The organism is Pseudomonas sp. CNPSo 3701 (assembly GCF_028674975.1).
Taxonomy (GTDB): Bacteria; Pseudomonadota; Gammaproteobacteria; order Pseudomonadales; family Pseudomonadaceae; genus Aquipseudomonas; species Aquipseudomonas straminea.
The window spans coordinates 165,466-184,441 of sequence record NZ_JAQZSI010000001.1 but is presented as its reverse complement, the minus strand read 5'-3'; the positions used below and the strand labels follow the sequence as shown (position 1 = coordinate 184,441).

At 64.9% G+C, this 18,976-nt stretch carries 14 protein-coding genes and 2 pseudogenes; 15 read left to right on the top strand and 1 reads right to left on the bottom strand.

The window, feature by feature from the left end:
* The first annotated feature begins 1 nt into the window (after position 1).
* The 4 genes and pseudogenes from PVA39_RS00770 (at position 2) to PVA39_RS00755 (ending at position 5,361) form a co-directional block, all read left to right on the top strand.
* Positions 2-1,150: pseudogene (locus PVA39_RS00770) on the top strand (ABC transporter ATP-binding protein).
* Positions 1,151-1,493: 343 nt separating this feature from the next.
* Positions 1,494-2,504, top strand: a complete 1,011-nt coding sequence (locus PVA39_RS00765; RefSeq protein WP_443200925.1) for an ABC transporter substrate-binding protein — start codon at positions 1,494-1,496, stop codon at positions 2,502-2,504.
* Positions 2,505-2,655: 151 nt separating this feature from the next.
* Positions 2,656-3,696: an LLM class flavin-dependent oxidoreductase gene (locus tag PVA39_RS00760; protein ID WP_274122384.1), complete on the top strand. Its 1,041-nt coding sequence runs from the start codon at positions 2,656-2,658 to the stop codon at positions 3,694-3,696.
* 258 nt (positions 3,697-3,954) lie between these two features.
* Positions 3,955-5,361, top strand: a complete 1,407-nt coding sequence (locus PVA39_RS00755; protein WP_274122383.1) for a purine-cytosine permease family protein — start codon at positions 3,955-3,957, stop codon at positions 5,359-5,361.
* A gap of 80 nt (positions 5,362-5,441) precedes the next feature.
* Here PVA39_RS00755 and PVA39_RS00750 read toward each other — a convergent pair whose 3' ends face one another.
* Positions 5,442-6,065: a LuxR C-terminal-related transcriptional regulator gene (locus tag PVA39_RS00750; protein ID WP_274122382.1), complete on the bottom strand. Its 624-nt coding sequence runs from the start codon at positions 6,063-6,065 to the stop codon at positions 5,442-5,444.
* A gap of 209 nt (positions 6,066-6,274) precedes the next feature.
* On the opposite strand from PVA39_RS00750, the gene PVA39_RS00745 reads away from it, so the two are divergent.
* The 11 genes and pseudogenes from PVA39_RS00745 to PVA39_RS00690 all read left to right on the top strand — a co-directional run bounded on the left by PVA39_RS00745 (position 6,275) and on the right by PVA39_RS00690 (position 18,649).
* Entirely contained in the window at positions 6,275-6,784 is a 510-nt protein-coding gene (locus tag PVA39_RS00745) for a dimethylamine monooxygenase subunit DmmA family protein (RefSeq protein ID WP_274122381.1), read from the top strand.
* Positions 6,781-7,704 carry a PDR/VanB family oxidoreductase gene (locus PVA39_RS00740; RefSeq protein ID WP_274122380.1) on the top strand — a complete coding sequence of 308 codons (924 nt, stop codon included), beginning with the start codon at positions 6,781-6,783 and terminating at the stop codon, positions 7,702-7,704. The genes PVA39_RS00745 and PVA39_RS00740 overlap by 4 nt, the downstream gene beginning before the upstream one ends.
* Positions 7,705-7,719: 15 nt before the next feature.
* A complete protein-coding gene (locus PVA39_RS00735) occupies positions 7,720-8,736 on the top strand; it encodes a heme-dependent oxidative N-demethylase family protein (protein WP_274122379.1) in 1,017 nt (338 codons plus the stop codon).
* 28 nt (positions 8,737-8,764) lie between these two features.
* Entirely contained in the window at positions 8,765-9,895 is a 1,131-nt protein-coding gene (locus PVA39_RS00730) for an aminomethyltransferase family protein (RefSeq protein ID WP_274122378.1), read from the top strand.
* 79 nt (positions 9,896-9,974) lie between these two features.
* Positions 9,975-11,345, top strand: a complete 1,371-nt coding sequence (locus PVA39_RS00725; RefSeq protein WP_274122377.1) for an NAD(P)-binding domain-containing protein — start codon at positions 9,975-9,977, stop codon at positions 11,343-11,345.
* 9 nt (positions 11,346-11,354) lie between these two features.
* A complete protein-coding gene (locus tag PVA39_RS00720) occupies positions 11,355-13,700 on the top strand; it encodes a DUF1989 domain-containing protein (RefSeq protein ID WP_274122376.1) in 2,346 nt (781 codons plus the stop codon).
* A gap of 64 nt (positions 13,701-13,764) precedes the next feature.
* Positions 13,765-14,742 (top strand): annotated as a pseudogene (locus PVA39_RS23290) (methyl-accepting chemotaxis protein); the annotation flags it as partial.
* A 217-nt stretch (positions 14,743-14,959) separates the two neighbouring features.
* Positions 14,960-16,330 (top strand): ammonium transporter, encoded by a 1,371-nt coding sequence (locus PVA39_RS00705; protein WP_274122375.1) that lies wholly within the window; start codon positions 14,960-14,962, stop codon positions 16,328-16,330.
* 49 nt (positions 16,331-16,379) lie between these two features.
* On the top strand, positions 16,380-16,559 hold the full coding sequence (locus PVA39_RS00700) for a hypothetical protein (protein ID WP_274122374.1): 180 nt from the start codon (positions 16,380-16,382) through the stop codon (positions 16,557-16,559).
* Between the two features lie 417 nt (positions 16,560-16,976).
* Complete coding sequence (locus PVA39_RS00695) at positions 16,977-18,299, top strand: ammonium transporter (RefSeq protein WP_274122373.1); 1,323 nt, start codon at positions 16,977-16,979, stop codon at positions 18,297-18,299.
* A gap of 11 nt (positions 18,300-18,310) precedes the next feature.
* The gene (locus PVA39_RS00690) at positions 18,311-18,649 is read left to right on the top strand and encodes a P-II family nitrogen regulator (RefSeq protein WP_274122372.1); all 339 of its coding nucleotides are present in this window, start codon (positions 18,311-18,313) and stop codon (positions 18,647-18,649) included.
* Positions 18,650-18,976 lie beyond the last annotated feature (327 nt).

Here is an 18,976-nt window from a genome sequence, read left to right as displayed (position 1 = left end):
CATGAGTGCCGTCATCAAACAACAACAGGCGCCCCAGACCCTGGTCAGCCTGCGCAACCTGAACAAGCACTACGGCGATTTCACCGCCGTGGACAACATTTCCCTGGATATCCAGGACGGCGAGTTCCTCACCTTCCTCGGCTCCAGCGGCTCGGGCAAGAGCACCACGCTGTCGATGCTCGCCGGCTTCTAAACGCCCAGCTCCGGGGAAATCCTCGTGGAGGGCAAATCCCTGGTCAACGTGCCGCCGCACAAGCGCGATATCGGCATGGTGTTCCAGCGTTATTCGCTGTTCCCGCACCTCAACGTGCGCGACAACATCGCCTTCCCCCTGGGCATCCGCAAGCTCAGCGCCGACGAGCAGAAGCGCAAGGTCGACGCCATGCTCAAGCTGGTGCAGCTCGAAGCCTTCGCCCACCGTCGCCCGTCGCAGATGTCCGGCGGCCAGCAGCAGCGCGTGGCCATCGCCCGGGCGCTGGTCTACGAGCCGCGCATCCTGCTGATGGACGAACCCCTCGGCGCCCTGGACAAGAAGCTGCGCGAGGACCTGCAGGACGAGCTGCGCCACCTGCACCGCCGCCTGGGCATCACCATCGTCTACGTGACCCACGACCAGGAAGAAGCCATGCGCCTGTCCCAGCGCATCGCCATCTTCAGCCACGGCAAGATCGTCGGCCTGGGTACCGGCTATGACCTGTACCAGAACCCGCCGAACGCCTTCGTCGCTTCGTTCCTGGGCAACTCCAACTTCCTGCGGGCCAAGGTCAGCGGCCAGGCTGCCGTGCAGTTCGAGCAGCAGAGCCTGGCGATCACTCCGACCGCCAACCTGAAGAACGATCAGGACGTGCTGCTGATGCTGCGCCCGGAAAAGGCCCAGGTGCTGCCCCTGGAGGTCGCCGCGCAAAGCCCGCTGCCGGCCGGCTGGAACGAGATCGCCGTGCAGGTCGCCGAAGTGGTGTTCCTCGGTGAAAGCCTGACCTGCCACGTAGTCACGCCGGGCGGCTGCCACCTGACCCTGAAAGCCATGGGCAGCGGCCTGCAACCGCTGCAACCCGGTGCACAGGCAAAAGTACGCTGGGCAGCCAGCGAGGCCTGCCTGTACGACAGCTGGAACGAGAGCGACCTGAGCAAGGGCGCCGGGGCGCACTGAGTGCTTGTGCGGTCTGTCTTTGTAAAGCAGTCGGCATAAATCGGCGCTGTACCTGTGGGAGCGCGCCATGCGCGCGAAAAATCGCGGACATGGACTAGATGTCCCCGCCCGCTCCCACACTGGATCGCTGAAAGCCCCCTCAACCGTTACTCCCTCCCTTAAGAAGTGGTACTGCTTTTCCCACATAAAACCCGCGCGCCCGGCGGCTGGCACCGCCGCCGCCCGCCACAGCGCTTTGGGCAATCTGGAGCGTATCTTGCAATGTGCCAGTACGGTGCGCGATCGCGGCAACTTCGCCAGGTCGACAGCCAAGGGCATCGTCAATCGTTCGGGAGGGATTTCCATGCGCATAGTGCTGGCCATGCTGCTGGGGCTGCAGTTGTTATCCACCGCTCACGCCGAGCAGAGCCTCACCTTCGTCAGCTGGGGCGGCAGTACCCAGGCCGCGCAGACCCGCGCCTGGAGCGAGCCCTTCAGCCAGCAGACCGGCATTCGCGTCGAGCAGGCCGGCCCCACCGATTACGCGGCCTTCAAGGCCATGGTGGAAAGCGGCAAGGTCACCTGGGACGTGGTGGATGTAGAGGCGGACTTCGCCCTGCGTGCCGGCCGTGAAGGCCTGCTCGAGCCGCTGGACTTCAAGCAGATCGCCAAACGCACCATCGACCCGCGCTTCGTCACCATCTACGGCGCCGGCTCGTTCTACTTCTCCTTCATCCTCGGCTACAACACCAAGGTGCTCGCCAGCGTGCCGCAGGATTGGGCGGCGCTGTTCGACACCCGCGCCTACCCGGGCAAGCGCGCCTTGTACAAGTGGCCGAGCCCCGGCGTACTGGAGATCGCCTTGCTCGCCGACGGCGTGGCCGCCGACAAGCTGTACCCGCTGGATCTGGATCGCGCCTTCAGGAAGCTTGACAGCATCAAGGGCGACATCGCCTGGTGGGGCAGCGGTGACGAGTCCCAGCAGTTGCTATCGAGCGGCGCAGCCGGTCTGGGCATGTTCTGGAACGGCCGGGTCAACGCCCTGCGCGATCAGGGGGCGCCGGTGGGCATCAACTGGCAGCAGAACCTGGTGACCGGTGATTTCCTGGTGATTCCCCGCGGTGCACCGAACGCCGACGCGGCGCGCGCCTTCATCGCCCACGCCACCGGCCCCAAGGCGCAGGCGGATTTCTCCTCGCTGACCGGCTACGCGCCCGTCAACCTGAGTGCTTCGGCGCTGGTCGATCCCAAGCTGGCAGAGAGCCAGCCGAGCGCCCACAAGGCCGGGCAGATCACCCTGGATTTCAAATATTGGAGCCTGAACGGCGAGCGCATCGCCGAGCGCTGGTACGCCTGGCAGGCCGCCAAGAACTGACGCTTTTCGACAAGAGGGGTCTCGGGTACTCGCCAAAGTATTTTATATTATGGTATACCATAGACCATGAGCTGCCTGATCCTGCAGGTGGCCAGTTCCGACGGCGGCTCGTGCCTGGCGTCTGGGCCTTACAAAAATCGAGGAAAGCGACATGAAATTCTCTTTGTTCGTCCACATGGAACGCTACGACCAGGACGTCAGCCACCGTGAGCTCTTCGAGCAGCTGACCGAGCTCACCCTGCTGGCCGAGGCCGGCGGTTTCAGCACCGTGTGGGTTGGCGAACACCACGCCATGGAATACACCATCTCGCCGAGCCCGATGCCGATTCTGTCGTACCTGGCCGCGCGTACCAGCACCATCCGCCTGGGCGCCGGCACCATCATCGCGCCGTTCTGGAACCCGATTCGCGTGGCCGGTGAATGCGCCCTGCTCGACGTGATCAGCAACGGTCGTATGGAAGTGGGCCTGGCCCGCGGCGCCTACCAGTTCGAATTCGACCGCATGGCCGGTGGCATGCCGGCCACCGACGGCGGCAAGGCGCTGCGCGAGATGGTCCCGGTGGTGCGCAAGCTGTGGGAAGGCGATTACGCCCATGACGGCGAGGTCTACAAGTTCCCCACCTCTACCAGCGTGCCGAAGCCGTACAACGCCCAGCCGCCGATGTGGATCGCCGCCCGCGACCCGGACTCGCACAACTTCGCCGTGGCCAATGGCTGCAACGTGATGGTCACGCCGCTGATGAAGGGCGACGAGGAAGTGGTCGACCTGAACGACAAGTTCAACGCCGCCCTGGCCAACAACCCGGGCGTGCCGCGTCCGCAACTGATGGTGCTGCGCCACACCCACGTGCACCTGGCCGACGACCCCGAGGGCTGGAAGGTCGGCGCCGCCGCCATCTCGCGTTTCTACCGCACCTTCGATGCCTGGTTCGGCAACAAAACCACGCCGGTCAACGGCTTCCTGGAGCCGAGCCCGGAGTCCAAGTTCGCCGAAGTGCCGGCGTTCCAGCTGGAGAACATCCGCAAGAACACCATGATCGGCACGCCCGAGGAAATCATCGCGCGCATTCGTCACTACCAGGAACTGGGCGTCGACGAATTCAGCTTCTGGGCCGACAACAGCCTGCCCTACGCCGAGAAGAAAAAGTCCCTGGAGCTGTTCATCCAGCACGTGGTGCCGGCGTTCCGCTGAGCATCACCTCGCACAGCCCGGCCCGTGCCGGGCTGCTGCAACGATCGAAAACGCTGCTATCCGAATAAAGACAAGAAGTAGGTTTTTCCCATGTTGTTGCGTGCCTTCACATCGCGTCACCCCTGCCCGTTCTCCCTCGCCCGCGGCCCGGCCCGCAGCGAGCGCGGCTGACCTCAGCCACGACACCCCACGCATCCACCCGGCACTGCCCGCCTTGCGCGCAGCGTGCCGCTACCGCTTTGCGCAGGAGAACTCGACATGTCCCATAACAACGCTCCCCAAGAACTCGTCGAAAGCAATAGCGTCGGCCAGGTGGCCGATGCCGATCGTCACGGCCGCGTCCGTGACCTGTTCACCCTCTGGTTCAGCACCAACATCGCGCCGCTGCCGATCGTCACCGGCGCCATGGCCGTGCAGGTGTTCCACCTGAGCATCGGCTGGGCGATCTGCGCCATCCTGGTCGGCCACCTGCTCGGCGGTATCGTGCTTGGCCTGGCTTCGGCCCAGGGCCCGCAGATGGGCCTGCCGCAGATGCTGCAGAGCCGCGGCCAGTTCGGTCGCTACGGGGCGCTGCTGGTGGTGGTGATCGCCGCCGTGCTGTACATCGGCTTCTTCATCTCCAACTGCGTGCTGGCTGGCAAATCCATCCACACCGTGGCGCCGGATCTGCCGCTGCCGGCCGCCGTGCTGATCGGCGCCTGCGCCGCGACGCTGATCGGCATCCTGGGCTACAACTTCATCCACACCCTCAACCGCATCGGCACCTGGGTGATGGGCATCGGCCTGCTGGCGGGCTTCATCGCCCTGTTCGCCAACGGCCTGCCGGCGGACTTCGCCAGCCGCGGCGGTTTCAACCTGGCCGGCTGGCTGGCCATGGCCTCGCTGGGCGCCATCTGGCAGATCTCCTTCGCGCCCTACACCTCGGATTACTCGCGCTACCTGCCACGCAACGTGGGCATCTGGAAGCCCTTCATCGCCACCTACTGCGGCGCCGTGCTGGGCACCTCGCTGTGCTTCATCTTCGGCACTCTGGTGGCGCTGGCGGTGAGTGCCGAGACGGACACCATGGAAGCGGTGAAGCAGAGCACCGGCGTGTTCGGGCCCGTGCTGATGGTGCTGTTCATCCTCAGCATAATCAGCCACAACGCCCTGAACCTGTACGGCGCGGTGCTGGCGCTGATCACTTCGGTGCAGACCTTCGCCGCCGACTGGGCACCGAGCCGCCAGGCCCGCGTGGCGCTCTCGGCGCTCCTGCTGGTGGCCTGCTGCGTGGTCGCGGTGACGGCGCCCGCGGACTTCATCGCGCGCTTCATGCAGCTGATCCTGGCGATGATGATCGTGCTGGTGCCATGGGCGGTGATCAACCTCGCCGACTTCTACCTGGTGCAGAAGCAGCGCTATCACATCCCCTCGCTGTTCGACGCCACGGGCGGCATCTACGGGCGCTTCAACCCCAACGCGGTCAGCGCCTACGCCATCGGCATACTGGTGCAACTGCCGTTCGCGGTCACGCCGATCTACACCGGCCCCATCGCCAGCAAACTCGACGGCGCCGACCTGTCGTGGCTGGTGGCGATCGTCGTCACCCTGCCGCTGTACCTGCTGCTGTCGAGCCGCGACACGGTGTATCGCCGCAAGCAGATCTCGGCGCTGGCACGGGCCTGAAAGCAGGCGCCCTCAGCGGCGCCACCCACGCCGAGCCCCTGCAGCCCTTGCCATAGCGAGGCTGCAGGGGCTCACCGCGGCTAGCCCGTCACCTCGAAGATAGCCCCCTCCACGCCCAGCACCTCACCGCTGGCCGAGTAGATGCCGACGCCGGTTTCGCAGACGTCCTTGATGCGCCCATCGGCGCAGCAGATGCGGTAGCGCAGCTGAAAGGGCTCGTGCTTGAGCAGCGCGCATTGCACGCAGTACCAGACATAGTCGGCGTACTCCGCGAGGATCAGCGAGCCGAAGCTGTGTGCCGGATCGCGCATGAGGTATTCGGGCGTATAGCCGGTCAGTTGCAGGCAGCCTTCGCTGATGTAGTCCATGTACCAGGTGCGCGCGTTGTCGCCGCGGTAGATCAGCACCGGCAGGTCGTTGATCAGCCCCGCTACCGCTGCTGGGCCTATCGCAGCTTGGCCGTCGGCCGTGGCCTTGCCGGTATGCCGGTGCACCCAGCTGGCCAGCTCCAGCCGTGAATGCAGGTGAAACTTGCGCAGCAGGCTGCGCACGTAGGTTTTCACCGTGCCATCGCTGATCCCCAGCTCACGGGCGATCTGCTTGTTGCTGTTACCTGCAGCGATCAGCTGCAGGGTCTGCTCCTCCCGTTCGGTCAGCGCACTGGACACTGCCTCGGGTGCCGGAGCCAAGCCGGCTGCACGCATGCTCCCCTCCCGTCTTGCGCGGTGCTGGAGCGGCTCACGCAGCAACTTCCATGCCTCTGCGCGCGCACCTACCCCTTTTGGCATACCTCCTCTGGCGGATTGAGCCCTGACGCCTGAGAGGAAATTATCTTGCCTATAGAGAAAGCAGTGCCCTGCACCAACACATGACCTGATCGCCTCAATCCAGGGCAAGCGCCACGAGGATCGCCATGAACTGCACAGCAGCTACACAGCCCATCAGCGTGCCGCGCTACGCCGCGGACGACGCCACTCGCCCGGTTGCCGTGCAGGTGCTGGTCAACCAGCAGGAGGGCCAGCAGACGCCAGTGGGCCCGGGCACCGTGCATCACCTGGCACTGCCGGACCATCAGGATGAAGCGGCGCTCAAGCTGGCACTGGCAGCCCTGCTGAGCAACGCCCAGGTCGGCCTGCACCTGACGCTGGATGGCGACGAGGCGTTCATCTGGGCCCTGCACCCTGTCGCCCGCGAAGCCGGGCTGCTGAGCGAGGAAATCACCCTGCGATGCACCGGCAGCGATCGACGCCTGCTGTTCTGCGTGCACTGCGCCACGCGCCAGGCCGGAACCGGGGCCGACGTACAGAATTGCCGGCACTGCGGCGTGCTGCTGGAAGTACGCCGGCACTTCTCCGAGCGCCTGGGCGCCTACCTGGGCGTATGCGCCGATGCTGATCAACCCTATGCGCAGGCCCGGCCATGAGCGCCCTGAACGTGCAGGTCAGCGCAGCCCGCTCGATCACACCGGTGATCCGCGAACTGTCGCTCACCCCGGTAAGCGGCACGCTGCCCGGCTTCTCCGCCGGCAGCCACGTGCAGTTGCACCTGCCCAATGGCAAGCGCAACGCCTACTCGCTGATCGGCGATCCGCGCGACACCGGCCATTACCGCATCGCCGTGCGCCAACAAACGCAATCACGGGGCGGCTCACGCTACATCCATGAACAGTTGCAGGTGGGCGATGCGCTAAAGATATCGCCGCCGGCCAACCTCTTCGCCCTCGATGCCACGGCGCGCCTGCATATCCTGATAGCGGCCGGCATCGGCATCACCCCATTCCTCGCCTACTGCAGCGAACTGCTGCTGCGCGGCGATCCGTTCGAGCTGCATTACGCCTACCGCGCCGGCGTCAGCGACGCCTACGTCGAGACCCTGCGCGAACGCCTGGGCGAGCGCCTGCACGTCTACGAAAGCGGTAAACGACGGCTCGACCTGGGCCAGGTGCTGCAGCAGCGCCCGCTCGGTACCCACGTATACGCCTGCGGCCCGCAAGCGCTGCTCGACGCCCTGCGCGAACAGGGCCAGGCCCTGGGTTGGCCTGCGGCGCGCCTGCACTGGGAGGCTTTCGCGGCGCCGGAGCCGGGCCTGCCGTTTCAGGCCGAGCTGGCGCGCAGCGGGCGCCAGTTGCAGGTCGCTGCCGAGCAGAGCCTGCTCGAAGCCCTCGAAATGGCCGGCGTGGAGCTGCCCAACCTGTGCCGAGGCGGGGTCTGCGGCCAGTGCCGTACGCCCTACCTGCGTGGTGACGTGGAGCACCGCGATCTGTTTCTGGCCGACGCCGAGCGCGTCGATCACCTGATGCCCTGCGTGTCGCGTGGCTGCGGCTCGATCCTGCTCGATATCTGATACCGGAGACCTGCCATGAGCGTCACTTTCAAAGCGCCGGAAACCTACCGGGACGATTTCACCTTCCGCAACGGCCCGGCCAGCATTGCCCGCTTCCCCTTTCCGTTTCCCGAAGACCAGTACCTGTATTCGGTCAACATCGAGCCCGCGACCTCCCGCGATCCCGGCTCGGTGTTCGAGCACAGCTTCGACGTGGATGAGCACTACCTGTCGGAAATGGCCGAGCGGGCCCGTGTTCTGGAGCGCGACCCAGGCCGCTGCCTGGTGATGCCGCACATGAACGTGGCCGCCTGGGACTTGCTGGAAATGCTCATGGAGCACCTGGCCCGCGACTATCCCCAGCACTTTCGGCTGCAGCGCGAGGGCACGGCCTGGCGCTGGCAGAACCTGGCCATGGGCATCGATCAGTCGTTCACCTTTGGCGATGCCGACAGCCTGCCGTGCGAGCCGCTGGAATACATCACCCGGCAGATGCAGGGCGACTTCGCCCTGCTCGATCAGCGCGACGGCGACCTGTTCATGGATGCCGGCATGGTCACCTGCCCGGCCGACTGGTCGCTGCGCTTCGACGCCGGCATGAGCTTCAAGCAATGGCATTCGCCGGTACCGATGGCGCACCAGATGGGCATCTTCGAGCGCGCCCTGAAATTCCTGCTGAACATCCAGGTCGGCCATCCGGTGCGCCGCCTCAACTGGACGATCACCATCAACCCGCGCCTGGATACCTCGCCGGAAACCTTCCACGAATGGGGCAGCGACCGGGGCAGCGTCACCCCCGACAACGTCGGGCGCCTGGTGCACCTGCGCGTCGAGCTGCAGCACATGGCCCGCCTGCCCCGTTCCAACGCCCTGCTGTTCAGCATCCGCACCTACCTGATCAGCATGGACGAGCTGGCCAGCAACCCGGCCTGGGCGCGACGCCTGCACCGAGTGATCCGCGACCTGCCGGATGCCATCGCCGACTACAAGGGCATGACCCGCTACCGCCAAATCCTGGTGGACTGGCTGCGCCAGTTCGACCCCGAAGCCTGACACGATCACCCCTTAGAGGAATTTTCCCATGGCTAATTCATGGCGCCTCAGCGCGCTGCGCGAACGCCACCTGGCACTTGGTTCGAACCTGGAAGACTGGAACGGCATGGGCACCGCCTGGACCTACGCCAGCGACCTGGCCGACCACCACGAAGCCATCCGCACCCGCGCCGGGCTGATGGACGTTTCCGGCCTGAAGAAGGTCCACTACGTCGGCCCCCACGCCGAAAGCCTGCTCGACTACGCCACCACCCGCGACATGGCCAAGGTCTACCCCGGCAAGTCGGTGTACGCCTGCCTGCTGGATGACGACGGCACCTTCATCGATGACTGCATCGTTTACCGCACCGGGCCCAACGCCTTCATGGTGGTACACGGTGCCGGCACCGGCTACGAGATGCTGGTGCGCTGCGCCCAGGGCCGCCAGGTGGCGGTGCTGTTCGACGACGACCTGCATGACCTGTCACTGCAAGGCCCGGCTGCCGTGGACTTTCTCGCCGAGCATGTGCCCGGCATCCGCGAACTGCCGTACTTCCATCACCTGCAGACCAAACTGTTCGACCGCCCGGTGATGATCTCGCGCACCGGCTATACCGGCGAGCGCGGCTACGAAATCTTCTGCAAGGCCGCCGATGCGCCGCTGATCTGGGACAGCATTCTCGACAAGGGCAAGGGCCACGGCATCATCCCCTGCGCCTTCACCACTCTGGACTGGCTGCGGGTGGAGAGCCATCTGCTGTTCTTTCCCTACGACAATTCGCAGATGTACCCCTTCGCCGACCAGAAGGCCGGCGACACCCTGTGGGAGCTGGGCCTGGACTTCACCGTGTCCCCCGGCAAACGCGATTTTCGCGGCGCCGCCGAGCACTTTCGCCGCCAGGGCCAGGAGCGCTTCAAGATCTTTGGCGTGCTGCTCGAGGGCGACAAAGCCGCCGAAGGTGGCGACACCCTATGGCACGACGGCCGCCAGGTCGGCCTGATCACCTGCGCCATGTACTCGCGCCTGAGCGGCCGCTCCATGGCCATCGCCCGCGTCGAGCCCGACATCGCCGAACAAGGCGTGCCGCTGCAGGTGCGCGGCAGCCTGGAGGTCAGCGCCATCGCCCATACGCTGCCCTTCGACGACCCCGAGAAAAAGAAACGTACCGCCAAGGGCTGATAAACCCGCGCCGGCTCGCTCCCAGGTGTTGCCGGGGAGCGCCGAGCATCGCCACGCCTCGCCAACCGGAGAACCGAACATGAACCAACGTGTCGCCATCATCGGCGCCGGCCCCTGCGGCCTGGCCCAGTTGCGTGCCTTCCAGTCGGCCCAGGCCGCCGGGGCGCAGATTCCTGACCTGGTGTGCTTCGAGAAACAGGCCGACTGGGGCGGCATGTGGAACTACACCTGGCGTACCGGCCTGGACGAACATGGTGAGCCGGTGCACGGCAGCATGTACCGCTACCTGTGGTCGAACGGCCCGAAGGAATGCCTGGAGTTCGCCGACTACAGCTTCGATGAGCACTTCGGCCGGCCCATGGGCTCCTATCCACCGCGCGAAGTGCTCTGGGACTACATCAAGGGCCGCGTCGAGAAAGCCGGTGTGCGGCCCTACATCCGCTTCAACACGGTGGTCCGCAACGTGGTCTATGAGGCCGCAAGCGAGCAGTTCACGGTCACCGCCCACGATCAGTTGAACGACCGCAGCTACAGCGAAACCTTCGATTACGTGGTGGTCGCCAGCGGCCATTTCTCCACGCCCAACGTGCCCGACTTCCCCGGCTTCGAGCGCTTCGCCGGGCGCGTGCTGCATGCCCACGACTTTCGCGACGCACTGGAATTCAAGGGCAAGGATGTACTGATCGTCGGCGCCAGCTATTCGGCCGAAGACATCGGCTCGCAGTGCTACAAGTACGGCGCCTGCTCGATCACCAGTTGCTACCGCAGCGCGCCGATGGGCTACAAGTGGCCAGCCAACTGGGAGGAGCGCCCGTTGCTCAGCCACGTGCAGGGCAGCACCGCGTTCTTTGTCGACGGCAGCAGCAAGCACATCGACGCGATCATTCTGTGCACCGGCTACAAGCATCACTTCCCGTTCCTGCCCGAGGAACTGCGGCTGCGAACCAACAACCGCCTGTGGCCGCTGAATCTCTACAAGGGCGTGTTCTGGGAGCCGAACCCGAAGCTGATCTACCTCGGTATGCAGGACCAGTGGTACAGCTTCAACATGTTCGACGCCCAGGCCTGGTATGCCCGCGACGTGATCCTGGGGCGCATCGCGCTACCCGACCCGCAGCGCATGCACGCCGAAAACCTGGCCTGGCGCCAGGAAGAGGAAACCCTGGAAAGCGCCCAGCAGATGTTCGAATTTCAGGGCGAATACATCCGCCAGTTGATCGCCGCCACCGACTACCCGAGCTTCGATATCGCCCAGGTCAACGCCACCTTCCTGCAATGGAAGCAGGACAAGTACGAAAGCATCATGGGCTACCGCGACAAATGCTATCGCTCGCTGATCACCGGCACCCTGGCCACGCCCCACCACACGCCCTGGCTCGACGCACTGGATGACTCGTTGGCTGCCTATCTGGCCGATGCGCCCGCCGACCGCCTGAAGTCCGCCAGCTGAGGCGCCGCCATGAACCTACCCGTGACGAGCCGCCCGCTGGAGCCGGCACTGTTCGCCCGTGCGCCCGACCGGGAGCGCCATCGCGTGGCACCGGGCGGGCTGACGGTGGTCGCGCTGCACGCGGGGGATCGCCTGCAGGTGATCGACCTGGAAGGCGACCAACCCGCGCAACTGCTGGCGTTTGCCGAGGACGGCCGCGAAGCGCTGGCGGCTCTTGGCCTGCACGCCAGCAGCGGCGCCGATGCCATTGCCCGGCTGCTGCACGACGGTAGCCGCGAGGCGCGGCATGTGGCCAGTGGGCTCGCCCGCTACCGGATCGATTGCCGCCGGTTGCCCGACGCTGCCTCGCTGTGGCCGGCCGGCACACCGGCAGGGTTCAGCCGCGAGCTGATCGCCAGCGCAGCGCTGCAGGTGATCGTCGCCGCGCCTGGCGGGCATACCGCGGTGGACAGCCAGCAGCGCGCCAGCGAACTGCGCCTGCTGATCCAGCGTGCCAACCCGCGCAGGATCTGGACGCCGCCGCTGCCGGCGCCCCTGGGTGAGGTGATCGACGAGTTCACCATCAGCCCGGGCACCGCCCGCGACTATACCGTCGCCGCTGGGCAGTTCATTCAGGTGATCGACGTGGCCGGGCGCCAATGCTCGGATTTCGTCGCCTTCGACCGGCGCGGCCTGGATGCCGGGCGCGAGATCGACCTCGACCCCACCGTCACCCGCACCCTCAATGGCAGCGCCTACCCGGGGCCGGGCCTGTTCAGCCGCTTCTACGACCGCGACATGCAGCCGATGCTGGAGGTGGTGCGCGACACCGTCGGCCGTCACGATACCTTCGCCCTGGCCTGCGCCGCGCGCTACTACGAGGCCCAGGGCTACTTCGGCCACGCCAACTGCAGCGACAACATCAGCCGCGCCTTGACGGCGCACGGTGTCGATCCGCGCGCCGGCTGGCCGGCGATCAACTTCTTCTACAACACCGGCATCGATGCCCATCAGCACCTGACGCTCGACGAACCCTGGTCGCGGCCCGGCGATTACGTGCTGCTCAAGGCGCTGACCGATCTGGTTTGCGCCAGCAGTTCCTGCCCGGACGACATCGACCCCGCCAACGGCTGGCAACCCACCGATATCCACATCCGCGTGTATTCCGAGAAGGAGCGTTTCAGTCTCGCCATGGCCACTCGAAAAACAGCAGATGCCGACCCGGTACTGACCCGCGAAAGCGGTTTTCACCCCGCCACTTCGGCCCTCACCCGGCAGTTCACCGACTACCGCGGTTTCTGGACGCCGACCCGTTTCGACGGTTATGGCGCCATCGAGGAATATCACGGCTGCCGCGAACGCGTGGGGGTGATGGACCTTTCCGCGCTGCGCAAATTCGAGGTGCTCGGCCCCGACGCCGAAGCGCTGCTCGACCACTGCCTGACCCGCGACGTGCGCAAGCTCGCCGTTGGCCAGGTGGTGTATTCGGCGATGTGCTTCGAGCACGGCGGCATGCTCGACGACGGCACCCTGCTGCGCCTCGGCGCTGACGCATTTCGCTGGATCGGCGGCGAGGACTACGCCGGCGTCTGGCTGCGCGAACAGGCCGAGAAGCTGGGCATGAAGGTGTGGATAAAAAGCGCCTCCGAGCAGATCCACAACCTCGCCGTGCAAGGCCCGCTGAGCCGCCAACTGCTGGCGCAGATGATCTGGACGCCCGGCACCCAGCCACGGCTGGAAGAGCTGGGCTGGTTCCGCTTTCTCACCGGCCGCCTGGATGACTACAACGGCCCTGCGGTGATGGTCTCGCGCACCGGCTACACCGGCGAGCTCGGCTATGAAATCTGGTGCCACCCCGACCACGCCCTGCAGGTGTGGCAACGCCTGTGGCAACTCGGCGAGCCACTGGGGCTGGTACCGCTGGGGCTCGAAGCGCTGGACATGCTGCGTATCGAAGCCGGACTGATCTTCGCCGGCTACGAGTTCGACGACCAGACCGACCCCTTCGAGGCCGGCATCGGCTTCTGTGTGCCACTCAAGAGCAAGACGGCGGACTTTATCGGCCGCGATGCCCTATCAAGGCGCAATGCGGCGCCCCGCCACAAGCTGGTCGGCCTGCAACTGGAAGGCAACGAAACCGCCGCCCATGGCGACTGCGTGCACGTCGGCCGAGCGCAGATCGGGGTGATCACCAGTGCCACCCGCTCGCCCGTACTGGGCCGCAACATCGCCCTGTGCCGGCTGGATGTGGGCTATTGCGAGCCCGGTACGCTGGTCGAGATCGGCAAACTCGACGGCCAGCAGAAGCGCATTCGCGCGCAGGTTGCCGCCAGCACCGTCGCCTATGACCCGGACAAGAGCAGGGTGCGCGCATAGCCAGATCGGTTTTGGAAGGAGAATTGCTTGGTGATGGCCATTCGATCTCAAGGAGGATGAGCCCATGTGGTTCAGCAAGGCGTCCCATGGCCTGGCCGACGAAGTCAGCCAGTGGCTCAACGGCCTGTTCGATGGCAGCCCCAACACCACCTCCAGCAAGCCTCATCTGCAACGCAATGCGCACCTGGCCACCAACCTGCAGCGGTTGCAGCACGACTGGGACGAACTGCAGCGCATTCGCCAGCGAGCCGAGCGCCAGGCCCCACCACCCTGCACGGCCGAGGAATACGCGGCGCTCAAGCACGAGCTCGCCGAAACCCGGGGACAGCTCAGCGAGTTGCTCCAGGACCGCGCCCATTGCGAGCAACGCCTGCACACGCTGGAAGCCGAACGCCTGCACTGGAAAGAAGAGCGCCAGATCTGGGAGCTGACCAAGCGCACCCTTACCGAGGGCAGCTGGGCGATGAACGTGGTGGATGGCGACCCGGACCATGCCGACAACCTGATTCGCTGGTCGGAGCAGTTCCGCGAACTGATCGGCTACAGCGTCCAGGAATTTCCCGATGGCTGGGACAGCTATTTCAAGGTGGTCAACGCCGATGACCTGAAACAGGTCATGCAGGCCTTCAATGCGTCGATGGTCGATACCGGCGGCGATGGCTTCTACGCCGTGGAATACCGCATGCGCCACAAGACCCGCGGCGAAGTGTGGTACCGCGAGCGCGGGCGCTGCCTGCGCGATGCCCAGGGGCGACTGCGCTACGTGACCGGCGCGGTGCGGGAAATCAGCGACGAGAAAACCGCGGCCCAACTGCGCCAGCGTGAACAAGCCAACATCCAGGCGACCTATGGGCAGATCGCCCAGGTGGCGGGGGTGATCCGCAGCATTGCCGAACAAACCAACCTGCTGGCGCTCAACGCCGCCATCGAAGCCGCTCGAGCAGGTGAACAGGGCCGTGGGTTCGCGGTAGTCGCCGACGAAGTGCGCAATCTGGCACGGCGCACCCAGGAGTCCGTGCAACAGATTCAGGGCATGCTGCAGAAAGAGCGCGGCAATGAACCAGCTTCTGCCACCGACAGCAAAACGTGACCGGAAAAAGTGCAGAAAAAGACGCTATCAGCGGCAATAAGCCCATATAGACGCCTTTGGTGACTGGCACACTCATTGCTTTCCAGAAAAGAAACTTTATTTATCAAAGATAAAGTTTCAACCGTCTGCGCACCCCCTATTCCAACAATCGTTTTCGAGGGATTCAGTGATGGAAGAACAGAAGACCCCGCCTACGCTCGAAGAGCTGCAGGCCCTGATCGAAATGACTAATACCCTGAACATGGAAATGTTCTATTGGTGGTGTACCGCTCTGATGATCTGCATCCACGCAGGTTTTCTGTCTTACGAGATTGGTGCCTCGCGCCTGAAAAACGCCCTGGCGGCAGGCGTGAAGAACATCCTGGCGTTCGGCTTCATCGTCCCCAGCGTGTTCCTGCTCGGCTGGGCCGTGTACAACGCCTTCCCCGATGGCCTGGTGCCGCGCATGGACGCCCTGATGGCTGGCATGCCGTGGAGCCAGTCGATGGGCCCGAACATCCAGGACAACGCCACCGGCATCTTCTGGGGCGCGTTCGCGCTGTTCGCCGCCACCACCGGCTCGATTCTCTCCGGGGCGATCATCGAGCGCGCACGGATGAGCGCCTTCATCATCATGACCATCGTGCTCGGCGGCTTCCTGTGGCTGCTGGCAGCGGCCTGGGGCTGGCACCCGGAAGGCTGGCTAACCGTTCAGTGGGGCTACCATGACGTTGGCGCCGCAGGCGTGGTGCACATGGTGGCCGGGTTCTTCGCCCTGGGCGTGCTGATCAACCTCGGTGCGCGCATCGGCCGCTTCAACCCGGATGGCAGCGCCAACGCCATCGTCGGCCACAGCATGCCGATGTGCGTGGTCGGTCTGATGCTGATCATCGTCGGCTTCTTCGGCTTCCTCGGCGGCTGCATCATCTACAACTCCGGCGCGCAGTGGATCAACATCTACGGCGCGCCGACCAACCTCTCCGCCTTCGCCTTCAATACCCTGATGGGCTTTGCCGGCGGGCTGATCGGCGCCTACCTGACCACTCGCGAGCCATACTGGATGATGTCCGGCGGCCTGGTCGGCATCATTTCGGTAGCCCCCGGCCTGGATCTCTACCATCCCGGGCTGGCCTACCTGATCGGCATGGGCGTATCTGCCCTGGCACCGCTGGTCAACAACCAGCTGCTCAAGTTCAAGCTCGACGACGCCGTCGGCGCCTTTGCCGTACACGGTTTCAGCGGCTTTGCCGGGCTGGTGATCAGCGGCATCTTCCTGGCCGGCTATCCAAACGTGAACGGCATGGCCCCGGTCAGCTTCTTCGGCCAGCTCGGTGGCGCACTGGTCATGGCTGCATTGGGCTTCATCCCCGGCTATGGCATCTCCTACGCCCTCAAGAAAGCCGGCATGCTGCGCGTTCCGGCACATGCCGAGGAGCGTGGGCTGGATCTGACCGAAGTCCCCGCCCAGGCCTATCCGGAGTGGAACAGCCTGTACGGATCAAGCAGTACGGTGGGCGGCAACGTCGCACAGCCGCCACTGACCGCCGCACCGGCCAAATGACCCTCAGCCGGCTGCGAAGGCGGCCGGCCCATTGCCAAGGAGTATCGCCATGAGCATCACCACCTACGACGGTGCCAGCGCCGTATTCACTTTCGCGGACAAACCCGCGATCCTTGTCTTCATCAGCTTTCTGGTCGCCGCTGTCAGCCTCTACGCACTCATCGCCACCATGATTCACGAGAAACACAGCTACGCGCTGCCCGACGAAGAACTCGACAAGCTCAAATGACCACCCTCGACCGGCGGCGCCCGCTGCCGGTCATCCCCTCCTCACCACACCCACCTTCCGTCTGCGCATCAGCTCACCAACGGTGATTCAGGTCAGTCATTCGTGCCGCTGCATCCCCGCTGCCTGCGACAAAATGGCTGCCCACCCGCGCCCGGCGCACCAAGGCGTAGCAGGGGCTCGAAGCAGCCCGCTCAACGCAGCCAGAAGACATGTAACAAATTGTTTTCTACTCAGGGAGTTAGCTGAAACTGCCCGACAGACGGTAATTCTGGCAGGCCAATTGCTTTACTAGAAAGGAAATTAATTGCCTTACAGGAATAAATATCAGCCGCATGGCTGGTACCTCTCGAGGCAGCACATCCGGTTGGCCGCCGACAGCCGCCGGACCCTTCTCCCGTCGGCTGGAGGCAACAGGCAATGGTTCGGTTTTCCCGTATGCGCCGCAGTATGTCGTTGAGTCTTCCCCTGCTGTTCGCCAGTAGCGTTGCACTCGCTGACGACACGACCGCCGTGATCGATAGTGGCGACACGGCTTTCGTCGCGCTCTGCTCGCTGGTCGTGCTGCTGATGACCCTGCCGGGTCTCGCCCTGTTCTATGGCGGTATGGCGCGAACCAAGAACGTGCTGTCGATCCTCATGCAGGTGTTCTGCACCGCGTCGCTGATGTCGGTGCTGTTCGCCATCTACGGTTACAGCCTGACCTTCAGCAACGGCGGCTCGCTGCAAGCGGTGATCGGCGGTCTGGACAAGCTGTTCATGGCGGGCATCACCAAGGACTCGGTGGTCGGCACCATTCCGGAGTACCTGTACTTCCTGTTCATGCTGCTGTTCGCCGCCATCACCCCGGCGATCATCGTCGGCGGCTTCGCCGAGCGCATGAAGTTCTCGGCGGTGATGGTATTCATGGCCGTGTGGCTGACCATCAACTACATCCCCATGGCCCATATGGCCTGGGGCGGTGGCTGGGTGTTCGACCTGGGCGTGCAGGACTTCGCGGGCGGCAACGTGGTGCACTTGAACGTCGGTATCGCCGCGCTGGTAGGCGCCGCGCTGCTGGGGCGCCGCCGTGGCTTCGGCACGCCGTCGCTGGCGCCGCACAACATGACCATGACCCTCACCGGCGGCTCGCTGCTGTGGGTTGGCTGGCTGGGCTTCTGCGGCGGCTGCGCCCTGGCGGCCAACGGCTACGCCATGCTGGTGATGGTCAACACCATGCTCGCCAGCTGCGCCGGCGCCCTGGGCTGGATGATCGTGGAATGGCAACACCGTGGTCGGCCGAGCATGTTCGGTGCGCTGTCCGGGGCCATTGCCGGCCTGGTGGCCATCACCCCGGCCTGCGGCTTCGTCGGCCCGATGGGCGCCATCCTGCTCGGCTTCATCGCTGGCCCGGTTTGCGTCTGGTCGGTGGAAAAGCTCAAACCCATGATCGGCCTGGACGACGCCTTCGACGTGTTCGGCGTGCATGGCGTGGCCGGCATTCTTGGTGGCCTGCTGACCCCGGTATTCGCGCTCACCGCCATTGGCGGCCAGGGCTTCGCCGAAGGCCGCGACCTGTTCAGCCAGTTGCTGGTCAATGGCGGCGCCATCCTGTTCAGCATCCTCTTCTCGGCCATCACCAGCCTGATCGCCTACAAGGTCGCCGGCATGCTGTGCGGTGGGCTGCGGGTGGATGAGGAAACCGAGGTCGACGGCCTCGATCTCTCCTCCCATGGCGAAGTTGGCTACAAGTACTCCAACTGAGGGCAGTCCTGATGAAACTGATCACCGCAATCATCAAGCCGTTTCGACTCGACGCCGTGCGCGAAGCCCTTACCGAACAGGGAATCCGTGGCGTCACGGTCACCGAGGTCAAGGGGTACGGCCGGCAGAAAGGCCACACGGAAATCTACCGTGGCGCCGAATACGACGTGCAACTGGTACCCAAGCTGCGCCTGGACGTAATGGTCACGGATGACCTTTGCCAACCCGGCATCGACGCCATTCTCAAGGCGGCCCATACCGGCAAGATCGGTGACGGCAAGGTATTCGTCCAGCATCTGGAAAGCGCGGTACGGATCAGAACCGGCGAGCTGGACGGCGACGCGTTCTGAATACCTGTTCAACTGGACGAGCCGGTGCAAGCCGGCTCTGCCAGCCGCAATTTCATTACCAGGTTTCGGTGGCAGGCCCTCAAGCCCTGCGATAGCGCTGCCCGTCATCTTTGCGTGGCAGCCAACCCTTTCCAGACACGTCTTCGCCCTGCATCGGCAGGCGCCTCAGAGCCACGAATCCGTTGTCGCCACCGCCTGCATCCTGCGGTCATCGCGGCATGGCTGACCGCCAGGAGGCATCAGCACCGGGGCATGCGCAAACCTTCCTGGTACGACTCACCCTCTCGCGCAGACGACCACGGGCGCCGAGTCGGATGACATATTCCT